Origin of the sequence: Phenylobacterium sp. VNQ135, assembly GCF_049445735.1 — a bacterium.
GTDB lineage: Bacteria > Pseudomonadota > Alphaproteobacteria > Caulobacterales > Caulobacteraceae > Phenylobacterium.
This window is the reverse complement of the sequence record NZ_JBMSDS010000006.1, coordinates 38,671-57,388: the sequence shown is the minus strand read 5'-3', so window position 1 is coordinate 57,388 and position 18,718 is coordinate 38,671. Positions and strand designations below refer to the sequence as shown.

Below are 18,718 nucleotides of genomic sequence, written 5' to 3'. Positions count from 1 at the left end.
CGCCGCCGGTCAGAAGGTATAAGTGACTTTCCCGTAGTAGTAGCCGCCGTTGATCCCGAAGGGTGACCAGGTCGGGTACTGGGTCACATAGCCGTTGGCTTGCCGGTGAGGAATTCGAAGGCCGAGGTCGTCCTTGTGGTCGAAGACAATCCGGACATCCGCAGCTGCAGCGTGATGATCCTGACGGAACCGGGCTACGTCGTCCTGGAGGCGCCGACGACGCGGTCCGCGCTCGCCGTACTCGCCTCGGATCAGAGGATCGACCTGCTGTTCACCGACATGGTGCTGCCGGACCAAAGCGGTCGGATTGTCGGGGCGGGCTTCAAGGGCCGCCATCTCGGCTAGAGGCGGATGACGCACCAGCGCTCTCCGAGCAAGTCGACCTCTGATGTGAGACGTCGGGGTCGGCGAGAAGCGGCCCGGCGGACGTCGGGTATGAGTGGGAGAGCGCTCGCTGCGCGCGACGATTTCGCTTAGCCACTCCCGCCACCGGGGTTCGCTCTGTGCAGCGCGTTGTCGGGCATCGTCGCTGTAGAAATACAGCGTCAAGCTCGCGTGGGTGGCCTCGCCGACGCCGTAGGTCCGACGAGGGCGGCGCCGGGCGCAGGCTGATCGAGGCGCGGGAGGACATAGCGTTGCCGCTCCTCTTGCTCGACACGCTCGACGGCGAACGACAGAGGCTCGGGCGTTCGAGGCGCTGTGATCTCGTCGCCCACGTCGGCGCCTGCGAGACCGAGCGCCTCGGTCAGCTGCTTCCAGACATGCCGCTGGGGCGCCTCGACGCGGGTCATGGCGTACGCCACTGCCGCATGCCTGTCGACGAAGCGCGAGGGGTAGAGCCGCAGGACCTGGAAGAAGCCCGGCCATCCCGATGTTCGCGGCGGAAGCGTTCCTTCGGAGTGTCAGATTGCGAGCTCGGTACATGCGCATCCGGCGAGCGCGCCGGCCCCATGCGTCCGTCCTTGGTGCTTTGGGCGCCGAGGCATGCTCAGGGCCGGACCTGGCTAGGGGCGGTCTGGCTCTTGGGAGCCGCTTACGAAGGCCCTACGGGACACCCGTGCAGCTGGCGGTTCGGGGTGCGCTTCTGCAGATTGCAGAGACACGGCTCCTGCTGGCCGAAGGGGCTCTAAGGGAGCGTCGCTCATCCAAGGCCGACGAGGGGACGACGGGGACCTCCTAGGTCGGCGCGATCGATGCGCTATCGGGCGGTCCGCGCCCCACCTCTCGACCGTCCCGTAGGCGTTCAGCCTGCCCTCCGCGAACGGACGGAGTTCGCGCGACGAGCCGCCTAGCCGCCGAGCGAGATGTCAGTCCAGACGCGGCTGTCGCCGACCGTATGCGCCAGGGCCTCGAACTTGAAGTTGCGGCCGTCGATCGCGATCCGGCCGTCACGGGCGCGGAACACGGCTTCCGCCTCATCGGGGGTGGTGAGAAACACGAGGCGCAGCCGCTCGCGTCCGCGCAGCTGTCCCGCGTCGCCGGCAAGCTCGTAGGTCCCAGCGATCTCCCGCCCCGACAGGCGGATGGTCGCCTGGCCGCGGAAGATCTCGACCGGCTTGCGTCTACCGAACGCCACTAGTTCGATTTCAGCCGCTGGGCCGCGCGGTCCCGCGCGTCCCGGTCGTCGCCGTGTGGCCGGATCAGCTCGCGAGCCTGATCGGGCGTGATGCCGTGCGCCCCGGCGAAGTCCCGCACTTCATAGGCTTCGGCGCCGGAGACCCGGCTCCGGTCGGGCTCGCCCACATCGGTCTTGCTGTCGGCGATGTCGTTCCTCCTGGGATCGGAGGAAAGGCGCCGGCTGTGGTCCAGTTCCGCCACGGACGTCCGGAGAACGATCAGCGCACCGCCCAGAGCGGGGCGTGGGCAAGCACCTTCCGGCGCAGCGCTTCCACGGCGGTCGACAGCTCGCTTTCAGACAGGACGACGACGGGCGCCTGCTGCGTGGCGGCCTGCTCTTGCATCGGAGGCGAAGCATCTCCGTTTGGGCCACGGCCAAGCCGCGACCCAGCACGCCGCCGCTCCACGAAATCCACCAGCTCCGCCATGGCGCCGAGTCCCCGGGTCAAGACGCAGGACTCGGGCGGGAGTCGCGTCCCGTGGCAAGCGTCCCCATGGCGGCTAGGTCCTGCCGTGTCCCGCGAGGTGCAGGGCGTTCCAGTCCTCATAGCCCCAGGGCGGGGGGCGGACCTGGCCTCGGAGACCTGCATTCCGGAGCGCAGCCTGCAGGCGGAGCGCGGCCGTCCCACCGGCTGCGCCTGGATCGGCGGCGATGACGACCTCCCGCACCTCGGACGGCGGCGTCCATCGGGCGAGGTTGTGGGCGCTGAGGAGCGCCCATCCGGGAAGCCCGAAGAGGCGCATCGCCGAGAGGGTGGTGAAGAGCCCCTCGGCCACCAGCATGGTCGCCGCCGGCGGGCTGAGGCGGACGGCCGATCCGGCCGGATAGACCCCAACGAGCTTCCGCGGCGTGCGCATCCGCCGACGATGTCCGTCCTCGGTCAGGTAACTCACCTCAATGGCGGTGAGACGGCCGCAGGCGTCGTGCGCGGCGGCGAGCAGGGCCGGGTGTCGCCGCGCCCCTGGACGATAGACGGCGGCCGGCGCGGCGCTGTGCGCGCGGAGCGCTCCGCAGCCCACCGTCAGATCGAAGCCGCGCGTCGCGCCGTAGAGCGCTGCGGCGGATCCTGCCCGTATCGATCCTCCCTCCCGCCAGAGCCGCTCGGCCGCCGCGATCCGGTCGGCGCGGTGCGGAAGGTCCTCCGCCGGGGCGGCGGGTGCAGAGCCGCTGGCGCCCACCAGCCGCCGCCCCTCGTCGAGGAGGCCGCGGGCGCGGAGATCGTCGAGGACCTCCTGCCAGGTCGCGGCGCCGAAGCTGTGGACGACGAGGCGCCCCTCGGACAGCAGCAGCGAGACAGACCGGTCTGCGCGACTGTGGCCCGGCGCCGGAACGTTGGCGCGCCGCCCGCCAGCGTAGAGGTCGCCGCCGAGGACCGCCACAATGTGGTGGAGCGTGCCCAGCTGGGCGTTAGACCTATGCATGCTCGCCTCCCGTTCGTGTGGCGAAGCCGCGGGCCCTTCCTCCCGCTTCGCAGCCTAGTCGTCGCCGGGAGCCCGCTGCACCAGCTGCAGCGCCAGGCTGCGCGGCCCGCCGGGCCCGGCCATGATCCGGAGCTCTCGATGGAGATGGACGTCGGCTTCGAGCAGGGTCCGCATGGCCGGGTAGTCGGCGGCGAGCGTCGCGGCCCAGAGCACCTTGCCGGGGTTCTCGTCCAGCGCCCGGCAGATGGCGATGAACAGGTCCAGGCGTCGAGGCCCCGCGGCTCGCGGGTCGGTGGTGGATGTCGGAAGGGCTTCGACGGCGGCATAGCGGCTGAGCGTCTTGCGCGTGATCCTCGCCCTTGCCGCGACCCGCTCGGCGACGCCGGGCTCGGCGATGCGCTGGCGGATATGGAAGGCGATTCGCCGAAGAACCTGCTCGACGCTCGGCGGCGCATCGCCGTCCCAAGTGTCCACGACCCGCATGATCTCGATCCGTGACCTGAACTGATGAGGCCAGAACACAGGGCGTTGACCTTAGGTTTCAGTAGTTCGGAAGACCCGCAATATCCTTGCGTGTGATCCGCAATAAAGTTGCGGATCAGCGAAAGAAGATCGGAACATCGACGGCATGCGCTTGCCAAGAGCGGGCTTTCGACAACCTATGGTCGTCCAGTCAGTTTGGAGTGGGTCATGGGGAGGGAGCGTGAAGAGGCCTTCGAAACCGCACTGGACGCCCTGCGCCGCGGTCTTCTGGAAGGGCGCTTTCCCCCAGGCGACCGGATTCCCGTGGTGGCGGTCGCCGACGAGCTGAAGCTCAGCGCGACGCCTGTCCGCGAGGCGCTGTCGCGCCTTGCCGGCGAGGGCGTGGTCGAGGAGCGACGCCATCAGGGGTTCTTCGCCCGCCGGCTGACGGGCGGCGACGTCGCCGACCTCTACCGGCTGAGCCAGTCCCACCTGCTGATGCTGCTCGCCCAGGAGCGCGCCGTGCGCCATACCCCGCCGCAGGCCGAAGCGCTTTCCGCGGACCCGGTGATCGCCCTGGAGAGCTTCTTCCTCGCCTGGGTGGACGCGCGGGGCTCGCCGGTGCTCCACGCCGCCTATCGCAGCGTCGCGACCCAGCTCGGCCCCGTCCGCCGGACCGAGGCTCGGCTCCTCGACGAGCTCGACGAAGAAGCCCTGGAGCTTGCGCGCGCCTTCACCGACGAAGCGCCGGCCGAGATCGCCCAGGCCCTTCGAAAGTATCATGGTCGCCGCATCGCGGCATCCGACCGGCTGCTGCAAATCTATGTCCGGCACGCGTCCAGATTATAGTTCGCGAATAGACCGAATATAGATTGAATAGAGAGCAGGCGAGGCGCGGAATTCTCCCCGTCGTCATCCGACGACTGACTGCAACGGAGAACCGCCATGCAACTGCGTCTGTCCGCGCCTGTGTCGCGCCTGATCTGCCTCGGCAGCGCCAAGGCGTCCACCAACGCCATCCGTGGCTACGAGGGCGAGCTGCAGCCCAACGTCGGCTTCGAGGAATAGGTCGACGGGGCCCGCCGCCCTGCGGCGGGCCCGCGCCCGCCATGCCGCCGCTCCTTTGGCTCACCCCCCACACCCACGCCCTCGCCGTCGAAGAGGACCTGGTCTTGCTCGATCTGCGTGCGGACGCCTACGCCTGCCTGCCAGGTGCGGGCGCAGCTCTCTCGTCGGACCGCCGCGCCCTCGTGACCCCGGCAGAAGATGTTGCGGACGATCTCCGGGCGGCCGGCCTCGTGGACGCCCGCGAGGCGGCGCGCCCCGAGCCGCAGCGTCACTACTTTCCCGCCCAACAGTCCCTGTTGGCGCGTGAGCCAGGGGTCATGCGCGGGCGCGACCTGCTGGAGATGACGCACGGCGTGTCGGAGGTCCTCCGACACTACCGCCGCAAGCCCCTCCACGCGATCGTCGCGCAGGCAAGGCGGGAGCAGCTGTCCAACTCTCCGACCATGACGGCCGAGGTGGCCGCGGTCGCGGGCGCCTTTCAGAGGTGGGCGCCGTACGCGCCGCTGTCCGGCAAGTGCCTTCTGCGATCCTTCCTGTTGCTGCGGCGGCTACGTTCGCGCGGGCTTGATGCGCTCTGGGTGTTCGGGGTCCGGACGTGGCCGTTCTCGGCGCACTGCTGGCTGCAGTGCGCGGACGTGGTGCTCGACGACGACCTGGACCGCACCCGGGGCTTCGCCCCGATCCTCGTCGTGTGACGCGTGCCGGGCGCATTTCTCGCCCTTACCTGGCGGACGGGAGACCCGGACCGCCTCGCGCATGTCGCAAAGCTTGCCGCTCGTATGGATCGCGACCAAGCTTGGCGCCGCCGCGGAGAAGGCCCGGGTTGGTCCCTCTGGACAACCACGGAAAGTCTTGCCGTCCAAGCCTACAGCGGTAGCCGCGGAGTCATCGTGGGCGACATCTTCGGCCGCCATGGCCTTGAGCCGCCGGCCCCTTCCGCACCGCCAGCGGCCGACGCGCACGCTCTCGCGCGAGACGCCTGGGGCCGCTTCGTCGCCATCTGGGCGCCCGCGGCGGACGGGCCGGCGAGCGCCTACCGCGATCCGTCCGGCGCGTTCGAACTCCACGCCTGGAGCCTGGCGCCCGGGCTACATGTCCTGACGTCGGACTTCTCTCGCGCGCCTGCCGAGCTCAGCGCCCCGCACGCCTATCTGAATTGGGATCGGATCGGCGCTTTTGTCGTCGCGCCTCAAGTCTGCACCACGGCTCCCTTGATGGACGGCATCGTCGCCGCCGGTCCGGGCGAGTGCATCCGGCTGAGCGAACCGCCGTCCAAGGAAGCCGTGTGGCGGCCCGCCGACTACTGCGCCCCCCATGGCGCAGGCCCCCGCGATCTCGAGACCGAGCTGGTGCGCCGGGTGGATGTGTGTACCGCCGCGCTCGTCCGGAGCCGGAAGGTGGTGTTGGAGCTCTCCGGCGGACTGGACTCCGCCATCGTCGCCGGGAGCCTCGCCGCTCAAGGTCTGTCGCCACGCGCGGCCACGGCGGTTTACTTCGACTTCCCGCGCCCGGAAGCGGACGAACGACGCTTCGCCGCCGCCGTCGCCCTGCGCGCCGCCTTGTCGGTCGAGGTGCGTCGTTGGGTTCCCGGCGTCATCGACGAAGCGGATCTTAAGGATCTCGCAGACGGCCCCTGGCCTGCGGTGATGGGCGTCGACGCTCGGCACGACAGGACCCTGACGGACATTCTCGTCGGGACAGGATCGGACGCCGTGCTCTCGGGCCAGGGCGGCGACGGGGTCTTCTTCCAGATGCCGAGCGCCCTCATCGTTGCAGACGGATGGCGCACCGATGGAATGGGCGTGTTCGTGGGCCCGCTGCTGCCGAACGTAGCCCGACGGCTGCGGACCTCGATCTGGTCGGTCCTGCGCCAGGCGGCGCGAGGCGTCGCCGCGGCGCCGCCCAACCCTATCTCGTCCCTGACAACGGACGCGCTCCGTCGTGCGGTGGGCGATCCGCTGCACGCCTGGACGACGGCCGCTCGCGGCGCGGGGTTGCCGCCGGGCAAGCAGCTGCACATCGAAGCCCTGGCCAACACCCAGACCTACAATGGCGGCAGCCGGGCCGCCCGAGTGGCGGACCACCTCTTCCCGCTGGCGGCGCAGCCGGTTGTGGAGCTTGCGCTCGGCGTGCCGACGCCGCTGCTGGCCGGCGCAAGTTACGACCGGCCGTTCGCCCGCGCCGCCTTTCGGGACCGCATTCCGCAGGCGATCTACGACCGCAACGTGAAGGGGAGCACGACGGCCTACTTCCAGCAGCTCGTCGCCCAGAGCCGCGAAGCCCTTGAGCCCTTTCTCGTCGACGGGGTTCTGGCGGACGCGGGCGTCCTCGACCGTGGCGCCGTCGCACAGGCCTTAGATCCGGGCGCCCTGATCAGCGGCGCGGCTCGGGGCGCCGATGTCATGTGGGCGGCCGCGGTGGAGGCTTGGGTTCGCCACTGGCAGACCCGGACCGCGGATGCGCCGGGGCGTGGGCGGCGCTGACCGGCCCCAGGTGCTCGTCCAGGAAATCGAACACGCGCCGGTAGATGTCCCGAACGTCACCCGGAGCGTTCGCCGTGTGGATCATCCCCCAGTACATCACGAGTTGGGCGTCCTTCGCCTGCCGGAAGAGCGCGGTGTACATGGCCGCCGACTGCGCGGAATCGATGAGGTCGAAGGCGCCATGCAGCATCAGAAGCGGCGTTTCGATCTTGTCCGCCTCCAGCAGGGCGCTGTTCCGCAGATATCGGTCGCGCTCGGCCCAGGGCGGCCCCAGCATCGAGGGCTGAGTGCGCTCCACCCCGCCTGTGATCCAGTTGCCCAGATAGCCTTGTTCGGGCGCTACGAAGCTCTCGACGCCCGGCTGGCCCCAGTGGATCAGGAAGTCGCTGACACCGGCGACGGAGACGGCGGCGCGATAGCGCCGCGTCTGGGTCAGGGTCTTCATCACCGTGTAGCCGCCGAAACTCCAACCCATCAGCGCCGCCCGGTCGAAGTCGACGCGCCCGGCGAAGCGCGCATCGTTCGCCGCCAGATCGACGATGTCGTCGAGCCTTCCGGCCAGCCCAGTCCCCGGATCGGACATGATCCCCCCAGGGTTGGGCAGGCTCGGCGCGAGCACGGCATAGCCGCGGCCGGTCAGCACGCGCAGGTTCTGCAGGAACCCGGCCTGTAGGTCGCGGTCCTCCGGCGGCGCCGGGTAGTTGTCGCCCAGGTAGGGGCGGACCACGAGCGGAGCGGGACCGGTTCCGCGTGGCGGCAGGAACAGCCAGCTGACCAGCGGCTGGCCGTCCGGTCCCAGGTGACGGATGGGTTCGGCGACCAGCGGGTCCACCTCGCCCCAATCGGCATTCACCAGCGCGAGCGGCGCGATCCCACCTGGGCGCACGAGGTCGAGCGCCGTTCGGCCCTGAGCGTCGGTGCGACGCCGCAGCGCCGCTGCGCCGCTCGGCGCGAGTTCGGGGCTCTCGCCGTCCAGTGTGAGGTGCGTCCTGGACAGCCCGTCGCCTGATAGCCGCGCCACGGCCCCGTCGCCAAGGCGCACCCAGGCCGCCGACGTGGGAGCCCGCACGAGCCGGCCGCCCTCCGCCCGCTTGAACGCTGCAAACGGAAGCGCCGAGGCGCCTGCCGCCAGGCGCTCCGCTGGGCGACCGGCGCCGACGCGCCAGAGGGAGTCGCCAGCCAGCACCATGAGGCTCGATCCGCCTGCGACCCGCAGACGCCGGTCCGGCGCCTCGGGCAGGCCTCCGGTCAGGTTCAACGACGCGCGAGGACCCACGACGTGCCAGTCGTCGCGGGGGGCGCCGCGGCGACGGCCGAGCACCACGGGCGCCTCGCCGAGCCAGTCGGTCCAGATCGACACGGGATTTGTGTCGAGCTGCGGCGTCAGGTCTGCGCCCACGGTCTCCAGCCGTCCGTTCTGCAGCAGCCGCAGCCGGCCCGCCGACCAGGGGCCATGGGCCGCGCGGGTGTAGAGCAACAGCGATCGGCCGCTCGGCGACCAGGACAACAGGTTCGGCAGGATGTCGAAGTCGGGGCAGGGCGCTGTCATCCGCCCGGATCTGAGGTCGAGGATCGACAGCCGCGTGGCCTCGGTCTCGGTTCCCGCCAGTCCGCGGACCGGACTATCGCCGCGGGGCTGCAAATCGGCGCCGCTCTCGAACAGCGCCACGCGGTCCTTGCCGGGCGACAGTTCGAGATCGATGAAACGGCCCTCGGCAAGGAGCGTCGTCGCGCCGGTTCCGGCGTCCACCCGGATCAGCCGGTTGCCGGGACCGCGCTCGCGGATGTCGAGATAGCGGCCGCTGCCGAAGGCTGTATGGGCCCCGCGGCCATCGGCGGCGGCGGCCCACAGCGCCGGCAGACGGTCGCTGAGCAGGAACCCTGCGGCCAGGCTTGACGGTGTCCGCTGATCCGGCCGCTCGAGCAATAGGAACGCGTCCTCGGACAGCCACTGCAGCACCCGGCCGCGGCGCACTTCTTCGGGCGTCACATCGAGCCAGCGGATCGCCCCGGTGGCCAAGGTGATGACGCCGAGCATCCACCGGCGGCCGCTTAGCCGGTAGACCGCCAAGCGCGTGCCGCGCGGCGAGAATCCCGCGGCCGTCAGGCCGCGCCCGGCCTCCGCCAGATCCCGAGGCGCAGGTGCGGATGCGTGCGCATCGACAATCTTCAGCCGGGTGAGGGCGAGCGCCTGGGCGTTGTAGAGGTCGTAGGAGGGCGCGGTGTCGTAGCGGTCGCGCTGCTCAAAGACGAGCCAACGGCCTGTAGGGTCGAACGCGGCTGCGCCAAGGCTTTCCTGGCGCAGCAGATCCTCGACCGCGAGGGGCCGAGCGGTCGCTGAAGTCGCCGTGACAAGGATGCACGCCGCCGTCGTCGCCAGGCCGGCGGCGCGTCGCGGGAGGATGCGCATGGCCGGTCACCAGGCGCGGGTCAGCTGCAGGGACACGAAGCGGCCGATAGGGTCGCCGCTCGCCGCATCGTAACCGAGTCCCAGCGGGTTGGCGTAGAAGGGCGGGTCTCGGTCGAGCACGTTGCGCACGGTCAGCAACGCCCTGACGCCCTTCAGTCGCCCTTCCTCCGGGCCCGTCCACCGCGCCTGCAGGTCGAAGGTCGGCTGATCCTCGATCCGAACCCCAAGACTGTCGCGGTAGGCGTTCACCCAGTTGAAGGCGAGACCCAGGGTGAGCGGTCCGCGGGTCCAATCCGCCGTGGCCCGCGCCCGCAGCCGCGGCGGGAAGTTGGCGACGTTGGCCTGGTCGAGCCTCGGACTATCCGGGGTGATCTGCTGGATGAAGTCGGCGAGGTAGCTGGCGTTCGCCCGCAGCGCCAGCCGGTCTGCGCCCAAGTCCGTGACATAGCCAGCGCCGACGTCGAAGCCCCGCACCCGCAGCTTGGCCGTGTTGACGAAGCGGTTCTCGGCGATCGCGCCATAGTCTTCCGCGCGGAAGACGCCGCTCAACGTGTTGAGGAACGGGCTGTCGAGATAGCCCTGGATCAGCGCCCGGTCAGCCGCATTGGTCGCCGGCGAGATCCTGGTGATGAACGCCGCCAGCGTAGGGTCCTGCAGGGCGTTGGCGAGATTGCGGCTGACCGGTTGATCGATGCGGTCCTGGAAGTCGATGTCGAAACCTGTGACGCTCAACGTCAGGCCCGGCAGGGCGACGGGCCGCCAGTCCAGGCCCGCCGTCCAGCTCTCCGCCCGCTCCGGCTCAAGGTCGGGATTGCCGCCGGTGAGCGTCAGAGTGAGCAGCCGGCCGGCGCCCAGGTTCAGGAGCTGCGGATTGTAGCGCTCAGGATCGCCGGTCTCACGCAGCGCCGGGGCCCGGAAGGAGCGGCCGTAGGTGGCCCGCAGCTGCAGGTCTTCGTTCGGCGCCCAGAGCACTCCGACCTTGGGATTGGCCGCGCGGCCGGTGCCCTCGTAGTGTTCCAGCCGGCCCGCGAGGGAAAGCTCCAGGCGGGCGACGCCCGGCACCGCCATTTCCGGCGACACGAGCGGCGCCTGCAGTTCCGCGAAGCCCGCCCAGACGTCGCGCTCCAGGTCCGTGCCGGCGGTGGGCGTCGGCGCGGCGGTGGCCAGGTAGTTCACGCCGCGCCGGCGAAGACCCTCCCGCCGCCCTTGTACGCCGACGGCCAGCTTCAGCGGTCCGGCCGGCAGGTCGATGACGGTCCCGTCCGCCTGCAGGCTGACCACCCCCATGCGCGTGCGGCTGCGCGAGTTGGTGAAGCCTGAGCCGATCGCCGCCAGCACCGCGGGACTGTTCGCGCCGCGCACGCCGGTGAAGGGGTTGAAGTAGCCGTCGCGTGCGACGTTGAAGGCGGTGTCGGGCCGATCCGCGATCGCGCCCAGCGCTTCGTTGAGGAGGAGGGTGTTGATCAGCCCGCCGTTGCGGGTCTCCTCGAGCGCCTGGCCGACCGAGACATAAGCTTCCGCCTGCCAGTCGCGCGGCAGCCGATAGCGAGCCGCAACGGAGGCGTTCAGCGACTCGGCCGCCCCATAGGCCAGGGGATTTGGAAGGTCGCCGGAGAAGAGATAGGCGAAGGCGTGGCTGGAGGCGCCGGTCGGCGAGACGAAGTAGGGATTGTTGCTGCGAACTGTGAAGCTGCCGAAGGCGGGTCCCTGGTGGGATTTGTAGCGGCGCGAGCTGAAGCGCACGTCGCCCTCCACCTCCAGTCCGCCGCCGAGGTCCTGCTCGGCCGCCAGATAGACGGCGTGCAGCGTCTGCCGCGGCAGCACGTCCATGCCCTCGCGGCCCTCGCCGCGATTGATCCGGCCGGCTACGAAGTCCGAGGGCCGCAGGCCGACCCCCATTTGTCCCGGCGGGACCCCGTATAGCGGGACCTGCGCGCCGGTCACCGGATCGGCGCCAAGGATGTTGCCGGGAAAGGCGAAGGTGTCCCGCAGGTCGGGTCCGCCGAAGGGCCGCAGGTCGGCCGAGGCGGTGAAGTCCCGCGTGTCGCCAGGCAGCCAATCCCGGCGCTGCCCCTCGTAAGCCGCCACCAGGCCACCACCCGACCAGGTGCGGCCGAGGATGTGCGACAGCTGGAACTGTGCGGGCTCGCCGCGGGCGCCGACGCCCGCCATCAGGCGCGTCTCGGCGCCGTCCATCCGACGCTTCAGCACCAAGTTGACGACGCCGCCCACCGCGTCCGAGCCGTAGAGCGCCGATGCGCCGTCCAGCAGCACGTCGACCCGGTCCACCGCGACTGAGGGAATGGTGGAGACGTCCACGAAGTCGCCGAAGGTGCCCGACGGCGCCACCCGGCGTCCGTTCACCAGCACCAGGGTGGCGTTGGCCCCCAGGCCCCGCAGGTTCAGAGCTGTGGCGAAGCCCGGATTGCGCGGCGGGCGCTCACCGCCGTTGTTCACTGTGCCTTCGGCCGCCCCGCCCCCGTAAACCTCGGGCAGGGCGCGCAGAGCGTCGACGACCGTCGCGTGGCCGCTGCGCGCGAGCTCCGCCGCGTCCACCCGCCGAACCGGCGACGCCGTGGCCCCGCCACGGATGTGCGTGCCGGTCACCTCGAGCGTATCGACAGTAGTCGCGGCCGCCCCGTGGGCGTCCTGCGGTCCGAAGGCGACAGGCGGCTCCGCATCACCGGCGACGAAAGGGCGGCGGCCGTTCGCCTCCGCGGGCGCAGCCTGGGCGGCCTCGGCGCCCCGCCGTTGCACCACCAGCACCTGCGGTCCGGCGCGACGGGCCTCCAACTCCGTGGCGCCGAGCAGCTGGGCGAGGGCCGCCTCCGGCGTGTAGCGGCCCTTCAGGCCCGGCGCGCGCCGGCCCGCCACCATCTCCCGCGGGAAGAACAGCTGCTGGTCCGTCTGCTTGGCCAGCGACAGCAGCGCCGCGTCCAGCGGCCCGGCCTGGATCTCGATGGCGTACAGCGTCTGCGCCTGGGCGGCCCCCGCGAGCAGGGCCGCAAGCCCGGCGCCCAGCAGCAGCCGGCGGCGCGCGGCGGCGGGCTCCATCCATCCCTTGATCATGCTTCCCCCACAGCGACGGTGAGGACCCGCCGGGCCACAGCAGCCCGGCCGAACACGGCCAATCCCGTCGTCATGGGGTGGAGTCGGAAGAAGACGCCGAACACCCTCGGAAAAATATTCAGCCGGCGGAGCCCGGGCCGGCGGGGGCCAGCCGAATCCCGTCGCCTGCGCCCTCCAGGCGGCGCAGCCCGTAGACCTGGCCGACTGCGGCGGCGAAAGCCTCCACGTCACCGGCGTCGAAGACGCCGCTCACGGGCTCGTCCGCCAGCTGGCCGACACCCTGCAGCTCCAGCTTGCGCGTCGAATAGCGGTTCACCTCCGCGACGGCGGCGCCCAGCGGCGTGTCGTGGAAGACCAGCCGGCCGGTGGTCCAGCTGACTGCGTCACTGGCGACGGGGAGCGCGTCACTGATCCCGCCCTCGCCGACGCGCAGCTGCTGTCTCGGCGCGAGTTCGGCCACGTGCCCCCGATCATCCTCGACCCGCACGCGGCCCTCGACGAGGGTCACCGCCACGTCGTCCCGCTCCCGCCGCACCTCGAACCGCGTGCCCAGCGCCCGCACCTCGGCGTCGCCGGCGTCCACCAGGAACGGCCGCGCCGGATCGTGCGCCACCTCGAAGAAGGCCTGGCCCCGGTTCAGGTAAACTCGACGGGTATCGCCCCAGAACACCACCCGCACGGCGCTGTCGGTGTTCAGCCGCACCCGTGAGCCGTCGTCCAGCACCAGCAGCCGCTGTTCGCCCACGCCGGTCCGGTAACCTGGCGCGAACTCGCGGTCCGCCCAGCCGAACAGGAACAGGCTGAACACGCCGGCCACGGTCGTCGGCAGCCAGACCCGTCCCCAATCGCGTCGGCGCCGCGCCGGACGCCGCGCCAGCACCTCTCGCGCCGCCGCCTGCACCTCGGGATGCCCGACGAGCGTGCCCGCGGCGCGCCAGCCCGCCTCCACACGCCGGAAGGCGGCGGCGTTCGCCTCGGACCGCTTCCAGGCGTGGAAGTCCCTCAGCGCGCGAGCGCCATGAGTAGGAAGGTCGCCGCGCCCGGCCAGCGGGTGCAGGTCTATTTCGAGGATGCGCGGGTCGCCCAGGCGCTCGCCGACGAGGCGGCGGCGAGCGGGGGCTCCATCAGCCGCGCGGCCGAGCGGGTGATCGCCCGAGGGCTCGCCCGGCGGCTTGCCGGCGATCCCGAGGACCGCCTGCTCGCCCTGGAGCGGGCGGTGCGCGACCACGGGCGGTCCATGGCTCGGGACATGACTTTCCTGCAGGAGCTGATGGCGCAGTTCGCGCGCGAACTGTTCACGGTGCTGCCGGAACGGCCCGCCGATCGGGACCCGCTGCTCCAGGCCGCGGTCGAGGTGCGGGTGCGCCGCTTCATCGACGACACCATCGCCCGCATAGCCCGCGCTTCGCTGCGGGACCTCAAGGCGGACGCGAAGCCCGAGACGGCCTCGAGCACGACGGTGGAGCCGGAGGCGCGCACCTTCGAGGCTGTCGACCTGTGAGCGCCGAGGACGTCGCCGCCGGCCGGAAGCTCGAGGCGCTGCGGCATGCGCTCGGAGACGCGGTGCTCTCGGCGCTGGTCCAGCCACAGATCGTCGAAGTTCTGGCCAATCCTGACGGCCGCTTGGTGGTGGACCACGTCGCCGACGGCCGACGCGACACAGGCGAGCGCCTGAGCGCAGCCGCACGTGAGCGAGCCATACGGCTCGTGGCGGAGCATGTGGGAGAGCCGGTGACGCGGGAGGATCCTCGCCTGTCCGGCGTGCTGCCCAGCGGCGAGCGCTTCCAGGGCTTCCTGCCGCCGGTGTCGTCGGCGCCGACCTTTTCAATCCGCAAGCGGCCGCCCGTGGTCTGGCGTCTCGAGGACTACGTCGCGCAGGACGTGCTCGTCCCCGCCCAGGCGCGGGCCCTGCGCTCCGCGGTCGTGGACCGCCGCAACATCCTGATCAGCGGCGGGACCGGTTCGGGCAAGACCACCTTGGCCAATGCGCTTCTGGCGGAGCCGGGCTTCACCGACGACCGGGTGTTCCTGATCGAGGACACGCCGGAGCTCCAGTGCTCCGCCTGGGACCGGGTCAGCGTCCTCACCCGCCGCCACCCCAAGCCGATCGGCGTCGTCGACCTGGTGCGCGACGCCCTGCGGATGCGCCCGGACCGCATCGTCATCGGCGAGATGCGAGACGGCGCCGCCGCGCTGGAGACCCTGAAGGCCTGGAACACCGGCCACCCGGGCGGGCTCTCCACCATCCACGCGAATTCCGCCCCCGAAGCGCTCCTGCGCCTCGAGGACCTGCTCCAGGAAGTGGTCGCACAACCACCCCGGCGGGCCATCGCCCAGGCTCTGGATGTCCTGGTCCACCTAAGGCGTACGCCGGGCGGACGCAGCGTCGACGCCATCCTTCAGGTCAGCGGGTTCGTCGACGGCGGATACCGCCTGGACCCCGTGGCCTGACCTGAAACGAACCAGCGCGATCACGGCCGGGTTGTTTGCGAGCGGCCGCACGTCGGCGTCCCAAGATGATCGTCTTCAGCATCATCATCATGATGAACGTGATCGGCTCGATGTTGCCGGCGTCTGCGCCGGCGCCTGGACGGAAGGCTCGTGCCGGTTCGGCCCCGGCCGCCCGCATCACGATGCGGAAATTTCCCGTTCGGGAAATTTCATGCCGCTTTGGCCGGTCCAAGATTCAGAATTACCCGTACGGGAAATTTTCTTGACTTGAAGCCTTAAATCTATGCAAACTACCCGTACGGGAAATTTGCATGTCCAGCCCAACCGACATCGGCAACGCCGTCCGGGAAGCAAGACGCGCCTTGGGCTTGCGCCAGCCTGAACTGGCTGCGGCCGCGGGAGTCGGCCTGCGTTTCATCGTGGATCTTGAAGGCGGGAAGAACACCGTTCAGCTTGATCGCGTTCTGGCCGTCCTCCACGTCCTGGGGCTCGACCTGGATGTCGTCAGCCGCGTCGTCCGCGCCAACCAAACGCACCAGCCATGATCAAGGACCTTGGCGTGTGGTGGGATGGGCGTCTCACCGGTCTCCTACGGATCGACGAACACGGCGATCTGGCTTTCGAGTACGATCCCGCTTGGATCTCGGACGCCACGAAGCCAGCGCTGTCCCTCTCGCTCCCGAAGCGCGAGGAGCCCTTCAATCGACGTGAGACGCGGCCATTCTTCGCCGGCTTGTTGCCAGATGAGGGACAACGGGACGCGGCCGCGCATGCGCTGGGTGTCTCGGTGCAGAACGACTTTCGCCTTCTCGAACATCTTGGCGGAGACGTGGCCGGCGCTCTCACGCTGTGGCCGGCCGGAGAAGACCCACCAGCCACCAAGGGCCTCACAGCATCGGAAGCGCTCGATGACGAAGCCCTCGTGGCGACGATCAACAAGCTCCCTGCCCGTCCTATGCTGGCCGGAGAAGGCATCCGACTCTCCCTTGCGGGTGCGCAGGCCAAGCTGCCGATCGTGATGATCAATGGGCGCGTCGCTCTGCCAGCGGTGGGACAACCCAGCACGCACATCCTCAAGCCCGCGGTCGCGCGTCTCGAGGGCTCAACCGAAAACGAAGCTTTCGCCATGCGCCTGGCGAAAGCCGTCGGCCTCCGCGTAGCGCACGTTGAACCAAGGCGCACCGCTGAGAAGACCTATCTCATCGTGGAACGCTACGATCGCGACGTCACCGCCGACGGCGCTATTCGGCGTCTGCATCAGGAAGACTTCTGCCAGGCCCTCGGCGTCGCGCCCGAGAAGAAGTACGCGGCCGAAGGCGGCCCCATCTTCCGTGATTGCTTTGATCTTGTTCGGCGCGCCTGCGTCTTGCCTGCGCCTGCCGTCCTGCGTTTGGCGGACGCAGCCATCTTCAACGTGCTGATTGGCAATGCCGACGCCCACGGCAAGAACTTCAGCCTCTTGTACGCTACGGGCGGGATCGACCTTGCCCCGCTCTACGACCTGATGTGCACGGCGGCCTATCCCGACGTCCACGCGAAGCTGGCAATGAAGATCGGCCGCCGCTCCATGTTGGAAGAGTTTACGCCCGACACTTGGGAGGATTTCGCGAAGGAGGTCGGCATCGGCGCGCCGTTTGTGCGTCAGCGGGCCCAGAAATTGACAGCAAGCGTGCTCGAAAAAGCCCCTCAGGTTGCCGAGGAGGTCGCAGCTTGCGGATTCAGCGGACCAGTGATCGGCCGATTTCTCACGACCGTTACGGAGCGCGCGAAGTCGATGCAGGCGGTGGCGGAAGGCAATCGCCTCCCGAGGCCGATCCCGCAACGTCGTCGACGGTAGGGGACTTACACACTGCGCTTGATCGCTCGCGCCGAGCGAGCTCGGGTCTGGGTGAGCTTCCGCTGCCGACGGAATTGCTGGATGACGTGTCCGAGCGACCCGGCGGCCGCCAAGCGTGCGTAAGTCGATTTAAGTCGTCGCCAAGAATTATGCCGCTGGCGAAACCCAATCTACGAAGCGCCTGCAACTCACCCGGAAGTCGGCTGAATATATTCGCGCCCCTGCTACGGACGTGATGTTGACAGGCCGCGGCGAGATTTGCTTGCTTTGATCTGCAGCGCGCGATTTCGGCGCGAGATCAAGGACTTCGGACATGCGCCGGATACGTGTGTGCGGCTTCTCCGCCGCCGTGACCTCTTGCGCCCTGCTGGTCGCTGGACCGGCGGCGGCAGGCGGCTCCGGCATGCCCTGGGAGGGGCCGCTCCAGCAGATCGTGGAAAGTGGCTATCGGCCCGCCGCCGTCTCGCCGGTGGGCGCCGCGGGTCTCACGCAACTGATGCCCGGGACGGCCGACGACCTCGGCGTGCGGGATCGCTTCGACCCGCAGGAGAATCTACTGGGCGGCGCCGACTACCTCGCGCGCCAGATTCGACGTTTCGGCGATCTGCGCCTGGCGCTCGCCGCCTACAATGCAGGCCCGGGCCGCGTGGGGCGGCTCGGACGGGTTCCGGAGATCGCGGAGACGCGCGCCTACGTCGAGGCGGTTGTCGACTGCTATCTGGCCCTGACGGCGGGCCGCGGCGTGCGCAGCGCACGCCAATGCCAGGCCGGAGGACGCGCGCCGTGACGGTCCCTGACTGCGATGCGCCGGGATCGGGTGAAGCGGACGACGACCTGCTGACCCGCGCGGAGGCGTCTGCGTACCTCGCCCGGTTCAGGATTCGCATGAAGCCGGCCACGCTGGCGAGGCTCTGGTCGGTTGGGGGCGACGGACCGCCCTGCCAGCACATCCGGCGGAAGCCCTGGTACCCGCGTGGCGCGCTGCGGGCCTGGGCGCACGCCCAGCAGACCAACCTGAGACGCTCGCGCCGCGAGCCGGAGACCTGACCATGATCCACTGGACGGACCACCTTCAACCCTATTAGCCCGACTGCGGCTATCTTTCCTGGAGGCAAGCGCAGCCGCGGGTGGGCATCAGCCGCACCGCGGCCTGGCGGCTCCAGAAGGCCAGCGACTTTCCCGAGCCCTACGCGGTCTCGGCCGGAGGGGTGGCCTGCAAGGCGCGGGAAGTCGAGGCGTGGAAGAAGTCTCGGCGCCGGCGCCGGCGGGCCAGATCACCTTCGACTTCCAGCGTCGCAAGCCGATGAGCCGGCAACTCGTTCTCGGTGACGGCCCTCACCGGAAGGGCGGGCCCACTTCGATCTCGCTGCTGGCGGTGACCTGGCGCCGCTCCACCGCTGAACGAGCGGCCTGCGCTGCAGGCGCGCCTAGCCGCGAGGCGCCGCGCGCGGCCCGAGGCGGAGAACGGCGGAGGGTTCGTCGCGCTGCAGGCGCTCGTTCATCACCTGCGCCGTGTGTCCAGCGTCGGCGGCGGATAGCCCTTGCTGCGGCGTCGCCGCGATCTCGGCCACCAACCCGGTCCAGAGATCGACCACGGAGAAGCCTCCTCGGTCGGGTCGCACGGCGTACCTATCGCTCATCCTGTATCCTCAACCGGGGCGCGCTGAGCCGCCAACCCCTCCCAACGAGTTCTCCACAGGAAGTTGAACGGGCGCGACCCGACCGGGTCAGCCCAGCACGCGATGCTCGACCGCAAGTTGCGCCGCCTCGATGATCACCGCCCAGAGCAGTACATCTAGGCCAATAACGCCGACGAGGCCCCATCGCACGTAGCCGAGCCGTTCGATCCAGGTCGATGGACCCGCCGCTGCACCCATCGTCGCATCCTCCCCGGACCGG

The 18,718-nt window shown here is 70.1% G+C and carries 23 protein-coding genes; 12 read left to right on the top strand and 11 right to left on the bottom strand.

Annotated elements, in window-relative coordinates; genetic code table 11:
• Positions 1 to 105 precede the first annotated feature (105 nt).
• Positions 106 to 345: a response regulator gene (locus ACO2Q0_RS20680; protein ID WP_423353413.1), complete on the top strand. Its 240-nt coding sequence runs from the start codon at positions 106 to 108 to the stop codon at positions 343 to 345.
• Positions 346 to 545: 200 nt separating this feature from the next.
• Here ACO2Q0_RS20680 and ACO2Q0_RS20675 read toward each other — a convergent pair whose 3' ends face one another.
• From ACO2Q0_RS20675 to ACO2Q0_RS20650, 6 genes are all read right to left on the bottom strand, one after another.
• Complete coding sequence (locus ACO2Q0_RS20675; RefSeq protein ID WP_423353412.1) at positions 546 to 791, bottom strand: hypothetical protein; 246 nt, start codon at positions 789 to 791, stop codon at positions 546 to 548.
• Positions 792 to 1,288: 497 nt separating this feature from the next.
• On the bottom strand, positions 1,289 to 1,576 hold the full coding sequence (locus ACO2Q0_RS20670; RefSeq protein ID WP_423353411.1) for a hypothetical protein: 288 nt from the start codon (positions 1,574 to 1,576) through the stop codon (positions 1,289 to 1,291).
• The gene (locus ACO2Q0_RS20665; protein WP_423353410.1) at positions 1,576 to 1,818 is read right to left on the bottom strand and encodes a DUF3606 domain-containing protein; all 243 of its coding nucleotides are present in this window, start codon (positions 1,816 to 1,818) and stop codon (positions 1,576 to 1,578) included. Before ACO2Q0_RS20665 ends, ACO2Q0_RS20670 begins: the two co-directional genes overlap by 1 nt.
• Before the next feature lie 17 nt (positions 1,819 to 1,835).
• A complete protein-coding gene (locus ACO2Q0_RS20660; protein ID WP_423353409.1) occupies positions 1,836 to 1,961 on the bottom strand; it encodes a hypothetical protein in 126 nt (41 codons plus the stop codon).
• A gap of 157 nt (positions 1,962 to 2,118) precedes the next feature.
• The gene (locus tag ACO2Q0_RS20655) at positions 2,119 to 3,039 is read right to left on the bottom strand and encodes a DUF7146 domain-containing protein (RefSeq protein WP_423353408.1); all 921 of its coding nucleotides are present in this window, start codon (positions 3,037 to 3,039) and stop codon (positions 2,119 to 2,121) included.
• Between the two features lie 54 nt (positions 3,040 to 3,093).
• Positions 3,094 to 3,522 (bottom strand): hypothetical protein, encoded by a 429-nt coding sequence (locus ACO2Q0_RS20650; RefSeq protein ID WP_423353407.1) that lies wholly within the window; start codon positions 3,520 to 3,522, stop codon positions 3,094 to 3,096.
• A gap of 207 nt (positions 3,523 to 3,729) precedes the next feature.
• Here ACO2Q0_RS20650 and ACO2Q0_RS20645 point away from each other — a divergent pair, with 207 nt between their 5' ends.
• From ACO2Q0_RS20645 to ACO2Q0_RS20630, 4 genes are all read left to right on the top strand, one after another.
• A complete protein-coding gene (locus tag ACO2Q0_RS20645; protein WP_423353406.1) occupies positions 3,730 to 4,350 on the top strand; it encodes a GntR family transcriptional regulator in 621 nt (206 codons plus the stop codon).
• A 96-nt stretch (positions 4,351 to 4,446) separates the two neighbouring features.
• A complete protein-coding gene (locus tag ACO2Q0_RS20640) occupies positions 4,447 to 4,569 on the top strand; it encodes a hypothetical protein (RefSeq protein WP_423353405.1) in 123 nt (40 codons plus the stop codon).
• Between the two features lie 104 nt (positions 4,570 to 4,673).
• Entirely contained in the window at positions 4,674 to 5,264 is a 591-nt protein-coding gene (locus ACO2Q0_RS20635; RefSeq protein ID WP_423353404.1) for a lasso peptide biosynthesis B2 protein, read from the top strand.
• Between the two features lie 195 nt (positions 5,265 to 5,459).
• Positions 5,460 to 7,052 (top strand): asparagine synthase-related protein, encoded by a 1,593-nt coding sequence (locus ACO2Q0_RS20630; protein ID WP_423353403.1) that lies wholly within the window; start codon positions 5,460 to 5,462, stop codon positions 7,050 to 7,052.
• On the opposite strand, the gene ACO2Q0_RS20625 is transcribed toward ACO2Q0_RS20630, so the two are convergent.
• The 3 genes from ACO2Q0_RS20625 to ACO2Q0_RS20615 form a co-directional block, all read right to left on the bottom strand.
• Positions 6,970 to 9,462 (bottom strand): prolyl oligopeptidase family serine peptidase, encoded by a 2,493-nt coding sequence (locus ACO2Q0_RS20625; RefSeq protein ID WP_423353402.1) that lies wholly within the window; start codon positions 9,460 to 9,462, stop codon positions 6,970 to 6,972. The two genes, ACO2Q0_RS20630 and ACO2Q0_RS20625, sit on opposite strands and share 83 nt — an antisense overlap.
• 6 nt (positions 9,463 to 9,468) lie before the next feature.
• Positions 9,469 to 12,531: a TonB-dependent receptor gene (locus ACO2Q0_RS20620; RefSeq protein WP_423353401.1), complete on the bottom strand. Its 3,063-nt coding sequence runs from the start codon at positions 12,529 to 12,531 to the stop codon at positions 9,469 to 9,471.
• A gap of 118 nt (positions 12,532 to 12,649) precedes the next feature.
• Entirely contained in the window at positions 12,650 to 13,480 is an 831-nt protein-coding gene (locus ACO2Q0_RS20615) for a FecR family protein (RefSeq protein ID WP_423353400.1), read from the bottom strand.
• Between the two features lie 69 nt (positions 13,481 to 13,549).
• Between ACO2Q0_RS20615 and ACO2Q0_RS20610 the strand changes: the two genes are divergently transcribed.
• The 7 genes from ACO2Q0_RS20610 to ACO2Q0_RS20580 all read left to right on the top strand — a co-directional run bounded on the left by ACO2Q0_RS20610 (position 13,550) and on the right by ACO2Q0_RS20580 (position 17,866).
• Complete coding sequence (locus ACO2Q0_RS20610; RefSeq protein ID WP_423353399.1) at positions 13,550 to 14,032, top strand: hypothetical protein; 483 nt, start codon at positions 13,550 to 13,552, stop codon at positions 14,030 to 14,032.
• Positions 14,029 to 14,982, top strand: a complete 954-nt coding sequence (trbB, locus tag ACO2Q0_RS20605; protein WP_423353398.1) for a P-type conjugative transfer ATPase TrbB — start codon at positions 14,029 to 14,031, stop codon at positions 14,980 to 14,982. The genes ACO2Q0_RS20610 and trbB overlap by 4 nt, the downstream gene beginning before the upstream one ends.
• 65 nt (positions 14,983 to 15,047) lie before the next feature.
• The gene (locus tag ACO2Q0_RS20600) at positions 15,048 to 15,248 is read left to right on the top strand and encodes a hypothetical protein (RefSeq protein WP_423353397.1); all 201 of its coding nucleotides are present in this window, start codon (positions 15,048 to 15,050) and stop codon (positions 15,246 to 15,248) included.
• 45 nt (positions 15,249 to 15,293) lie between these two features.
• Positions 15,294 to 15,527: a helix-turn-helix transcriptional regulator gene (locus ACO2Q0_RS20595; protein ID WP_423353396.1), complete on the top strand. Its 234-nt coding sequence runs from the start codon at positions 15,294 to 15,296 to the stop codon at positions 15,525 to 15,527.
• Positions 15,524 to 16,819: a type II toxin-antitoxin system HipA family toxin gene (locus ACO2Q0_RS20590; RefSeq protein ID WP_423353395.1), complete on the top strand. Its 1,296-nt coding sequence runs from the start codon at positions 15,524 to 15,526 to the stop codon at positions 16,817 to 16,819. The genes ACO2Q0_RS20595 and ACO2Q0_RS20590 overlap by 4 nt, the downstream gene beginning before the upstream one ends.
• Positions 16,820 to 17,132: 313 nt before the next feature.
• The gene (locus ACO2Q0_RS20585; RefSeq protein ID WP_423353394.1) at positions 17,133 to 17,606 is read left to right on the top strand and encodes a lytic transglycosylase domain-containing protein; all 474 of its coding nucleotides are present in this window, start codon (positions 17,133 to 17,135) and stop codon (positions 17,604 to 17,606) included.
• The gene (locus ACO2Q0_RS20580) at positions 17,603 to 17,866 is read left to right on the top strand and encodes a hypothetical protein (protein WP_423353393.1); all 264 of its coding nucleotides are present in this window, start codon (positions 17,603 to 17,605) and stop codon (positions 17,864 to 17,866) included. Before ACO2Q0_RS20585 ends, ACO2Q0_RS20580 begins: the two co-directional genes overlap by 4 nt.
• Positions 17,867 to 18,246: 380 nt before the next feature.
• On the opposite strand, the gene ACO2Q0_RS20575 is transcribed toward ACO2Q0_RS20580, so the two are convergent.
• On the bottom strand, positions 18,247 to 18,459 hold the full coding sequence (locus ACO2Q0_RS20575) for a hypothetical protein (RefSeq protein ID WP_423353392.1): 213 nt from the start codon (positions 18,457 to 18,459) through the stop codon (positions 18,247 to 18,249).
• An 87-nt stretch (positions 18,460 to 18,546) separates the two neighbouring features.
• Positions 18,547 to 18,696 carry a hypothetical protein gene (locus tag ACO2Q0_RS20570; protein WP_423353391.1) on the bottom strand — a complete coding sequence of 50 codons (150 nt, stop codon included), beginning with the start codon at positions 18,694 to 18,696 and terminating at the stop codon, positions 18,547 to 18,549.
• Between the last annotated feature and the right edge of the window lie 22 nt (positions 18,697 to 18,718).